Genomic DNA, 6,498 nt, shown 5'->3' on the forward strand with positions numbered 1-6,498 from the left:
CGGCTGAGCGCGTGCGCATCCTGTGGCTCACGCAGGGGGTAACGGGGCACGACCGCCGCTTCGTCTCCCTGCTGGCCGGGGCCGGACACGACGTCCGCTACCTGGCCCTGGACGACGTGGGTAACGCGCCGGCCCTGCCGCCGGGCGTCCGATGGGAGACGTGGGGGGCGCGTCCGTCCGTCGACGGGCGGACGCCGGCGGGCGCCGCCGCGTTCCTCCCCGCCTTTCGCGCGGTGCTGGAGCGCGTGCGGCCGGACGTGGTCCACGCCGGGCCCGTGCCCACGGGCGGCTTCCTGGCCGCGCTGGCGGACGCGCGCCCGCGCGTCGTGATGTCGTGGGGCTCGGACGTGCTGGTGGAGGCGGGGCAGGGCCCGGCGTGGGCGGACGCCACGCGGCGGGCGCTGGCCGGCGCGGACCGCTTTGTCTGCGACTGCCGCGCCGTGCTGGACCGGGCCCGCGGCTACGCGCCCGTGGCGGACGGGGACGTGGTCCTCGTCCCCTGGGGGACGGAGCCGGCGCGCTTTCACCCCGCGGAGGGGCCGTCCGCCGTCCGCGCGGAATGCTTCGGCGCGCAGGCGGACGACGCGTTCGTCGTTCTCTGCACCCGCTCGTGGGAGCCCATCTACGGGATCGACACGCTCCTGGAGGGATTTGGCCGGGCGCACGCGGCGGACCCGCGGCTTCGCCTGGTCCTCGCGGGGGGCGGATCGCTCGCGGGAGAGGTGGACCGGTGGATCCGCGAGGCGGGGGTCGGCGGCGCCGTCGTCCGCCCCGGTGCCATCGGCCACGACCGGCTGCCGGACTGGTTCCGCGCGGCGAACCTGTACGCCAGCTGCGCCCACAGCGACGGTACCTCCGTCTCCCTGCTGGAGGCCATGGCCACGGCGCTGCCCGTGCTGGTGACGGACATCCCCAGCAACCGCGAGTGGGTGGCGCCCGGCGAGAACGGCTGGCTGGCTCCCCGCGGCGACGCGGCGGCCGTGGCGGACGCGCTCGTCCAGGCCGCGCGGATGGACGGGGACGCGCGGCGGCGGATGGGCGCCCGCAACCGCGCCGAGGTGGAGGCGCGGGCGGACTGGGGCGTGAACGGCCGCGCCCTGCTGGCGGCGTATGAGGCGCTGGCGCCGGCGGCGGCCGGGCCGGGGGCAACGACACTTCAAGGGGAACGGGGATGCTGACGCGCGCGCAGGCGGTGGAGCAGTTCCGTGCGACGGGGATCACGCCGGGCGACACGGTGATGGTGCACAGCGCCTTCCGGTCGCTGGGGCCGGTGGAGGGCGGGCCCGACACGGTGATCGACGCCCTGCTGGAGCTGGTGGGGCCGGAGGGGACGGTGCTCTTTCCCACGTTCAACTTCCACGCGTGGACGGAAGCGCACTACTGGGACAGCGACGAGACCCCGTCGGAGATGGGCGCGCTGACGGAGATCGCGCGGCGCCGGCCCGGCGCCGTGCGCACGCCGCACCCCATCTACTCGTTCGCCGTGCTGGGCGCCCGCCAAGCCGGGTTCGCCGCCTGCGACGACGTGGAGGCCTTTGGCCCCCGGTCGGCGTTCGCCCTGTTCCACCGCCTGGACGGGCTCATCGTGAGCATCGGCCTGGACTGGAACAGCACGTTCACCCTCACGCACTTCATCGAGCGGGAGAACGACGCGTCGTACCGCCGCACCAAGCGGTTCGGGGGCATCTACCTGCTGCCCGGCCAGCCGCCGGCCGTGCGCGAGTTCACCATGTTCGTGCGGCGCGACGAGACCCGCACGCGCATCAACCCCGCCATGGACGAGCTGGCCGGGCGGGGCGTGGTGGGCATCACGCCCGTGGGCGAGGCCGGCGTGGCGTTCTGCCGCGCGGGCCGGTTCTACACGGAGCTTGCGCCCATCGTCCGCGAGCGGCCCCACCTGCTGCACCACACGGTGCAGCGGGGTGGCTGAGGCACCCCCGGGAGAGCATGGACTACGAGGAGCTGCGGGTGGGCCAGTCGGCCGAGTTCCGCAAGACGGTCACCGAGACGGACGTGGTGCTGTACGCGGGGATCACGGGCGACCTGAACCCCGCCCACGTGGACGAGGTGGCGGCCGCCGCCAGCCGCTTTGGCGGGCGCATCGCGCACGGCATGCTCAGCGCGGGCTTCATCTCGGCCGTGCTGGGCACCCGGCTGCCGGGGCCCGGCACCATCTACCTGGAGCAGACGCTGCGCTTTACGGCCCCCGTGCGCATCGGCGACACGGTGACGGCCCGGGTGACGGTGTCGGAGCTGCTGGACCGCCGCCGGGTGCGCCTGGCCACCACCGTGCTCACCCACGCGGGGCAGACGGTGGTGGAGGGGGAGGCCCTGGTGATGGTGCCGCGCCCGCCCGTGGAGGCCGCGTGAGCGTCGTGGACGGGCCGGTGGCGGCGGACGCCGCCGGGGACGTGCTGGAGGGGGGCGCGGGCGCGGACATGCACGCGTTCGCGGCGGACCTGTGGCCCCTGAACCGCAGCCTCACGGGCGACGGCGTGCGCGAGACGCTGCGCCGCATCGGCCTGCGGGTCCCGGAGCTGCGCGTGCACGAGGTGCCGTCGGGGTCGCCCGCGTTCGACTGGACGGTGCCCGACGAGTGGAACGTGCGCGACGCGTACGTGGAGGACGCCGCGGGGAACCGCGTGATCGACTGGCGCCGCAACAACCTGCACCTGGTGGGATACTCGGTGCCGGTGGACGCCGTGATGACGCTGGACGAGCTGCAGCCGCACCTGCACTCGCTCCCCGACATGCCCGGGGCCATCCCGTACATCACCTCGTACTACGCGCCGCGGTGGGGGTTCTGCCTTTCGCACGCGGAGCGCGAGCGGCTGGGCCCGGGGCCGTACCGGGTGCGCATCGACGCCACCCTGGCCCCCGGCTCGCTCACGTACGCCGAGGCCGTCATCCCCGGCCGCGAGGCGGCCGAGGTGCTGGTGTCGACGTACGTGTGTCACCCCTCCATGGCCAACAACGAGCTGTCGGGCCCCGTGGTGGCCACGCAGCTGGCCCGGTGGGTGGCCTCGCTGCCGGACCGGCGCTACACCTACCGCTTCGTGTGGGTGCCCGAGACGCTGGGCGCCATCGTGTACCTGAGCCGCAACCTGCGCGAGATGCAGGCGCGCACGGTGGCGGGGTACGTGCTCACGTGCATCGGCGACGACCGCGCGTACTCGTTCCTTCCCTCGCGCGACGGCGACACGCTGGCCGACCGGCTCACGCGGCAGGTGCTGCGGCACCACGCGCCGGGCTTCCGCGAGTTCAGCTTCCTGGAGCGGGGGAGCGACGAGCGGCAGTACTGCGCCCCGGGGGTGGACCTGCCCGTGTGCTCCGTCATGCGCACCAAGTACTACGAGTACCCCGAGTACCACACGTCGCTGGACGACCTCACCCTTGTGACGCCCGCGGGGCTGCAGGGCGGGTACGACGCCGTGCGGGGGTGCATCGCGGCCCTGGAGGCCAACCGCACCTACCGGTCCACGGTGCTGTGCGAGCCGCAGCTGGGGCGCCGTGGGCTGTACCCCACCCTGAGCACGCGCGAGACCCGGTTCCTCGTGCGCGACATCAAGAACGTGTGGGCGTACTGCGACGGGCGAAAGGACACGGCGGCCATCGCCGAGCGGCTGGACCTGTCCATCGCCCGGGTGGCCGAGCTGCAGGCCACCCTGGCCGCGGCGGGGCTGCTGGAGGAGGTGGCGCCGTGAGCCGGCCGCGGGTGGTGGCCCTGGTGCAGGCCCGCATGGGGAGCACGCGCCTGCCGGGCAAGGTGCTGCTGGACCTGGGCGGCGAGCCCGTCCTGGCGCGGGTGATGGACCGGCTGGGCCGCGCCCGTTCGCTGGACGCCGTGGTGGTGGCCACCACCCTGGAGCCGGAGGCCGCCCGCATCGTGGAGCTGTGCGGCGAGCGGGGGTGGGCCGTGACGCGGGGAAGCACGGAGGACCTGCTGGACCGCTACCACCACGCCGCCCGCGAGCACGGGGCGCAGGTGGTGGTGCGCGTGACCTCGGACTGCCCCCTCATCGACCCCGAGGTGGTGGACCGGGTGGTGGAGGCGTTCCTGGCGGACCCGTCGCTGGACTACTGCAGCAACACCATCCCGCCGCGCACCTTTCCCCGCGGGCTCGACACGGAGGCGTTCTCGTTCGCGGCGCTGGAGCGCGCCTGGCGCGAGGACGACCGGCCGGACTGGCGGGAGCACGTCACGCCGTACCTGTACCGCAACCCGGACCGCTTCCGGCTGCGCGTGGTGACGGACGAGGTGGACCGGTCGGACATGCGGTGGACGGTGGACACCCCCGAGGACCTGGCGTTCGCGCGCACCGTGTACGCCCACTTCGGCAACGGCGACGCGTTCGGCTGGCGCGACGTGCTGGCGGCCCTGGAGGCGCACCCGGACTGGGCGCGCATCAACGCGCACGTGGAGCAAAAGGTGGTACGGTGAAGGGAACGGCGACGGCCGGCGAGAAGGCCCGGCGCCGGGAGCGGCCCCGGGCCGCTCCCGCGCTGCGTTTTCCGCGCCTGTCGGGCGACCGGCTGCGCACGGTGGCCCTCCTGGGGTCGGGGCTGCTGCAAAAGGGGCTGTCGTTCCTCATGCTCCCCGTCTACACCCGGGTGATGAGCCCGGGGGAGTTCGGCGTGGTGGGCTACGGCACGGCGCTGCTGTTGATGGTGACCATGCTGGCCACCCTGCAGCTGCCGTCGGCCGCCAACCGGTTCGTCATCGAGGCGCAGACGCCCGGGGAGCGCCGCCGGCTCGTGGGCACCCTGCTGGGCACCACGGCCGTGGTCTCCGGCGTGGTGGCGGCCGGGCTGGCCGTGCTGGGGCCGGCCCTGGCCCCCGCGGGGCTGCGCGAGGCGGGCAACCTGCACCGGGTGTTCCTGCTGCTGGGCGCGGCCCTGTTCACGCGGGCGCCGGCCACCGTGCTGGCGGCGGCGGGGCTGGCCCGCAAGCGGCACGGGCTGGTGTCGCGCGCCGAGGCGGCCGAGGAGGTGGTGAAGCACGCCCTGCTCGTGGCCATGATGCTGGGCGGCGTGCTCACGGCGTCCACCTACTTCGCGGGGCTGCTGGCGGGTGCCCTGGTGCTGCTGGTGATGCTGGCCTGGGGGCTGCGTGACGACATCCGCCCCCAATGGAGCCCCGGCGTGGCGCGCACGTCGCTGGCGTTCGCCCTGCCGTGGGTGCTGCACTCGGCGGCGTACAACGGCATCCACTACCTGGACCGCCTGCTGCTGGCCCCGCTCGTGAGCGCGGGAGACCTGGGGCGCTATCACCTTGCGTACTCGGTGGCCTTTGCCCCCTTCGCCGTCGTCATGATCGCCGTGCGGGCGTGGCAGCCCCTGGCCCTCATCGGCTTTCAGCGGGGAACGCCGGCCGTGTACCGGGCCATGTCGGAGGTGGTGGCGCAGGGGGGGCTGCTGCTGGCGCTGCTGCTGGTGGGCGTGCTGCCCCACGCGTACCCGTACCTGTTCGGGGCCGAGTACCAGCTCATCCCCGGGCTGCTGGGGGTGCTGGTGGCGTCGGAGCTCCTGTACCTGGTGTACACGGCTTCGGCGCTCCCCCTGGGCTACTACAAGAAGCACGGCATCCTCCCGGCCGTGACGGGGGTGTCGCTGGCCGTGAACGCCGCGGGGGTGCTGCTGCTGGCGCCCCGCATGGGCATCCTGGGGGCCGCCTTCGCCACCCTGCTGGCGTTCCTGGTGATGGGGCTGGGCACGGGGATCGCCGCCCACCGCCGCACGGGTGAGTCCATCCGGCCGGGAACGGCCGTATGGCTGGTGTGCGGAAGCCTGCTGGTGATGGGGATGGACCGGGCCGCGAGCCCCTGGCTGGCCCTGGCGGCCCTGCCCGTGGCGGCGTGGCTGGCCGTGCGGCTGCGGGGCAGCCTGCGGTCGTTCTTTGCCGCCGCGCACGCGGCCGGCGCGTAGGCGGCCCGCCGGGGAGCGCTCCCGGCCGGCCGCCGCAGCAAAACCCGACGAACCTGGGATGAAGGTACTGTTTCTCCTGTCTCCGATGTTCCGGGAGTGGCCCCGCGCCATGGCCCGCGAGATCCACGCCCTGGAGCCGGGATCGAGCTTTCCCGCGCTGGTGGTGGGGTCCAGGCGCATCGTGGCCCGCGTGCAGGCGTGGTCCGACCCCGGGTTCTCGCCCCTGTACGACGTGGACGAGCTGGAGCGGCAGTGGCTGGCCACCCCGTCGGACCCCGCGCGTCTGCGCGAACTGGAGCGGCGGCTGGTCCCGGGGGCGCTCAACCGCATCCTGGTGTCGGACCGCACGGTGGGAGCGGGCTTCGTGTCGGGGGCGCGGCTGGCCTCGTCGGGGCTGCTGCGCGGCGCCCGCAGCAGCCCCGTGGAGGTTCCCCGCCGGTACGTGCAGGGGCTGGTGGACTTCACCTGGCGCACGCTGGAGGAGCACCGGCCCGACGTCGTATTCTGCTACACGGTGGCGGGGGCGCACGCCATGGCCCTGGCCGAGGTGTGCGCGGCCATGGACATCCCCTT

The 6,498-nt window shown here is 74.4% G+C and carries 7 protein-coding genes; all 7 read left to right on the plus strand.

The features are described from left to right. On the plus strand, positions 1 to 1,178 hold a 1,178-nt coding region (locus VFZ20_RS03415; protein ID WP_329682422.1), incomplete at its 5' end, for a glycosyltransferase family 4 protein. Then, positions 1,172 to 1,930 carry an AAC(3) family N-acetyltransferase gene (locus tag VFZ20_RS03420; RefSeq protein WP_329682423.1) on the plus strand — a complete coding sequence of 253 codons (759 nt, stop codon included), beginning with the start codon at positions 1,172 to 1,174 and terminating at the stop codon, positions 1,928 to 1,930. The genes VFZ20_RS03415 and VFZ20_RS03420, both read left to right, overlap by 7 nt. A gap of 17 nt (positions 1,931 to 1,947) precedes the next feature. Next, the gene (locus VFZ20_RS03425; RefSeq protein WP_329682424.1) at positions 1,948 to 2,370 is read left to right on the plus strand and encodes a MaoC family dehydratase; all 423 of its coding nucleotides are present in this window, start codon (positions 1,948 to 1,950) and stop codon (positions 2,368 to 2,370) included. 68 nt (positions 2,371 to 2,438) lie between these two features. After that, a complete protein-coding gene (locus tag VFZ20_RS03430; RefSeq protein WP_349264056.1) occupies positions 2,439 to 3,704 on the plus strand; it encodes a DUF4910 domain-containing protein in 1,266 nt (421 codons plus the stop codon). Beyond that, positions 3,701 to 4,441, plus strand: a complete 741-nt coding sequence (locus VFZ20_RS03435; protein ID WP_329682426.1) for a glycosyltransferase family protein — start codon at positions 3,701 to 3,703, stop codon at positions 4,439 to 4,441. The genes VFZ20_RS03430 and VFZ20_RS03435 overlap by 4 nt, the downstream gene beginning before the upstream one ends. Continuing rightward, complete coding sequence (locus tag VFZ20_RS03440; protein ID WP_329682427.1) at positions 4,438 to 5,925, plus strand: lipopolysaccharide biosynthesis protein; 1,488 nt, start codon at positions 4,438 to 4,440, stop codon at positions 5,923 to 5,925. Before VFZ20_RS03435 ends, VFZ20_RS03440 begins: the two co-directional genes overlap by 4 nt. A 58-nt stretch (positions 5,926 to 5,983) precedes the next feature. After that, positions 5,984 to 6,498: hypothetical protein (locus VFZ20_RS03445; protein WP_329682428.1), on the plus strand; the 515-nt coding region annotated here is incomplete at its 3' end.

It is taken from the genome of Longimicrobium sp. (assembly GCF_036280135.1).
In the GTDB taxonomy this organism is placed as follows: domain Bacteria; phylum Gemmatimonadota; class Gemmatimonadetes; order Longimicrobiales; family Longimicrobiaceae; genus Longimicrobium.